This is a genomic window from Budvicia aquatica DSM 5075 = ATCC 35567, from assembly GCF_000427805.1.
Lineage (GTDB): Bacteria > Pseudomonadota > Gammaproteobacteria > Enterobacterales > Enterobacteriaceae > Budvicia > Budvicia aquatica.
Window position 1 is genome coordinate 1 of sequence record NZ_ATYS01000109.1, and the last position, 3057, is coordinate 3057.

Genomic DNA, 3057 nt, shown 5'->3' on the forward strand with positions numbered 1-3057 from the left:
CAATTGCGGTAATAATATCGTCAGCGAACGCTGGATTATTTTTACTCAATGACGGTTGTCGCTGTATGGATTAGCCATGGTGTCTAGACGCCATCGGGTATCAACATCAATCACCCAACTAACAAGGAAATATGATGATAAATAAAATACTGCTGTCGAGCGCTCTGGTACTGGCGTCGGCCTCCACGTTAGCCGCCCCTGAAAGCGGCCTCTACTTCTCAGGTAAGATAGGGGTGGGAATAATGGACCTCAGCAATCAGTCACTGAGCTATGCATCAGAGGGCATTCCTTCGGATTTTGGTCGTCAACGTGACAGCAATTTTATGGGTTCTCTGGCGGTAGGTTACGATTTTCATCCGCAGTTCAACCAGCCAATTCGCCTCGAATTAGAATATAGCGGTTACGGGAAGGCAAACTCGAATAACAGCGTGACCTTCAATGAGGAACCTTTTGGCTACCCGGACTATGAGGGTAAAAAAGAAAACAGCCTAGACGTTCAACTCCAGACTGTTTTGCTCAATACCTACTGGGATATGCATAACACCACTCCGTTTACACCGTGGTTATCTGCCGGTTTAGGCGTAAGTCGCTTATCACTGGACCAACACACCATTGATACCGATACCCAAATCAGTACCGGTCTCGTCGATAGTCCGACAATAAGTGGTAATCACTCAGGCAGCAGTACTCATGTTGCCTGGTCTGTCGGTGCCGGGGTGAACTGGGGTATGACAGACAATGTGAGTGTGGACCTTAGCTACCGCTATCTTGATGCTGGGGATGTAGAGGCGCGTTACACAACTCGCAAAGGAAGCCGTGAAACTGCGAAAGTGTCTGTGACGTCTAATGATGTCATGTTGGGTGTGCGCTATACGTTCTAATGCTGCATGACTTTTTGTGCCAACAAGGAAGCTCGAGAAAAATCCCTTGCTGGCACGACAACAACAAACACGCGTCATTACCACCTCACCAGAATGTCCTTGAAAAGAGGCTGTCCTCATTATTCAGCTTCATTTTCTGAAGGGCATTTAATTTTTTCAGAGAGGAATATATGTTATTTATCGCGGCGATATTTTTAGTTGCCATCGTCATTGTGTTACATAAATCTAAAGTGGGTGGTGTGGTCATCATCATGATGATAAAAATACTGGCTCCCGTCCTGGGATTCGGTGCCGTGGCCGGGTTAACCAGCGCACTAGCCACACCGTTTGTCGGCATACCGTTGGGCTTGTTCACGGCGATAGGAATAATCATGATGATGTCCAAATCAACACGTCGATAAGTAAGAATAGACAAGTCAAGGAATAGCATAGAGCGGTTAGTCGTTGTTCTCGCCGTTATCCGTACTCCATTACAGTATACCAACAGAGAATACCTTCAATTTCTTAATGGGTACCGATGTAGTACAACGTCGCCACCGTCTCTATAGTTACAACACGTCAAACCGTCATTGAACATTCATGACAAGGTTATCTACAGTGCGTCAGCACTTCAGTAAACGTCACTCCCTAGATTCAGCAATCCGTTTTAATACCCAATGCTCGATTTCACTTTTGAGCCAGCGAGAACTGCGGCCCAGTTTGATAGGTCTGGGGAATTTACCTTCACTCATGAGTTTGTAGAACCATTTATCGCTTAAGCCGGTAAACGTTGTGATGAAGGTCATATCAACCAGTTGGTCGTTCATTAAGTCAGGTAAGGTAGTCATGGTTTTCTCCGGTAGATAAAGATGAACCGGAGTCGAGTGAATGAACATTCATTGTGGTTAATCTGCCGACTCCGCTATATCAACCGGTACTGCTGTAAAAAATAAATAGACGTATGAATAGCCTAACGGAGGACTCGAGGCCGGCCTCGTCCACTCGGAGGAAGGATTGGACTCTTTCCTGATATCAAGCCAAATGGTTTCTGTTCTTCCTTTGCCAAATAGCTAATGACATAACGAAGCGCCTGAATTCTGTCGTGGTCTTGGTAATGAATAACGTCATTGATAGTAAACTCATAGTTGCTATTGGGACGACAGAAATAAAAATACCCTTCGTCTTCTGTCATATTTTTCCATAGGTCTCCAATCTGCCTAACGGTGATATAGTTTTTCTGATGTTGCTGACCATTTAAATAGAAGACGGCATGAACGTGTAACCCTTTACTTTCTGTATATTCGATTACCCAGTAATAACCAATCACAGGCAAAACCTTCAGGGCAGTAGCTAATGCTTCAATATCACTTTTCATTTGTGAAACTATGGAAGCATGGTAACGCTGACTGTCTTTCTTCCAAGCAAAATCCATTCGAAATGCCAGTATTTTAGAATAACGATAAAACAAGGCATCCACGTGTTGATTAATATCCATCAATGTTTTTAGGTGCATAGGGTAATTAGGATTAGCGCGATAAGAATGACTCATGAGTAATATCTCTATTAAATTGAAGATGGCTGAATGCTCATGAGATAGCGTTCATCTGTATTTTTAAAATATCATGTTACATATAAATATCACGTTGCATATAAATATTAATGGAAAATGAACATCTCCATATTGATAAGCAGACCCTCACCAAGAGACTTCTATAAATAACATTAATTAACCTTAATGCTAATAGTCAGTCACTCTGATAAAAAACAAAACCAACCTTATGGTTAAATTAAATAGACAAAACTTATGAAGTTGATATATTCACAAATATTTTTTAAGTCACATTCTCAACTAGACGCATTAATAATTATCAGGTTGTAGCCAATCGCATTTCATTGCCATAACATCAAGACTGAAAAGCCTATCGAGCCAGCGCGCACATAGAACAAATCAGTAAAAAACAATTTAAAAAAACATTATATTATCATTTTTTAACAAGCNAATAACCATGAAATAATCAGGTTTTAAAAATCAAATAAATATGTTAAAATCAGAATATAAATTTATTTATAATGATGGATGAATAAAATGAAAGAAATGAGTATCGACGCAAGCATTTTAAGTCTACGCCCGATAAGAAATGGTGAAATAAGAGAGCTTAAGTTTTATTTAAAATACCTTAGAGAATATATAGGTTTA

The 3057-nt window shown here is 40.7% G+C and carries 4 protein-coding genes; 2 read left to right on the forward strand and 2 right to left on the reverse strand.

The features are described from left to right. Positions 1 to 134 precede the first annotated feature (134 nt). Together YWE_RS0120715 and YWE_RS31025 are read left to right on the forward strand one after the other, a co-directional pair. Complete coding sequence (locus YWE_RS0120715; RefSeq protein WP_051323491.1) at positions 135 to 881, forward strand: outer membrane protein; 747 nt, start codon at positions 135 to 137, stop codon at positions 879 to 881. A 170-nt stretch (positions 882 to 1051) separates the two neighbouring features. Next, positions 1052 to 1282: a hypothetical protein gene (locus YWE_RS31025; protein ID WP_071605917.1), complete on the forward strand. Its 231-nt coding sequence runs from the start codon at positions 1052 to 1054 to the stop codon at positions 1280 to 1282. A 219-nt stretch (positions 1283 to 1501) separates the two neighbouring features. Here the strand turns inward: YWE_RS31025 and YWE_RS0120725 are convergent, their stop codons facing one another. Together YWE_RS0120725 and YWE_RS0120730 are read right to left on the reverse strand one after the other, a co-directional pair. Beyond that, positions 1502 to 1708 carry a helix-turn-helix transcriptional regulator gene (locus YWE_RS0120725; RefSeq protein ID WP_029096189.1) on the reverse strand — a complete coding sequence of 69 codons (207 nt, stop codon included), beginning with the start codon at positions 1706 to 1708 and terminating at the stop codon, positions 1502 to 1504. 122 nt (positions 1709 to 1830) lie between these two features. Continuing rightward, positions 1831 to 2409, reverse strand: coding sequence for a YagK/YfjJ domain-containing protein (locus tag YWE_RS0120730; protein WP_071605918.1), 579 nt, complete (start codon positions 2407 to 2409; stop codon positions 1831 to 1833). Between the last annotated feature and the right edge of the window lie 648 nt (positions 2410 to 3057).

Bases quoted from the DNA above. Each gene is read 5' to 3' on its own strand.
- YWE_RS0120730 (WP_071605918.1), bottom strand. From the start codon at position 2,409: ATGAGTCATTCTTATCGCGCTAATCCTAATTACCCTATGCACCTAAAA.
- YWE_RS0120725 (WP_029096189.1), bottom strand. From the start codon at position 1,708: ATGACTACCTTACCTGACTTAATGAACGACCAACTGGTTGATATGACC.
- YWE_RS31025 (WP_071605917.1), top strand. From the start codon at position 1,052: ATGTTATTTATCGCGGCGATATTTTTAGTTGCCATCGTCATTGTGTTA.
- YWE_RS0120715 (WP_051323491.1), top strand. From the start codon at position 135: ATGATAAATAAAATACTGCTGTCGAGCGCTCTGGTACTGGCGTCGGCC.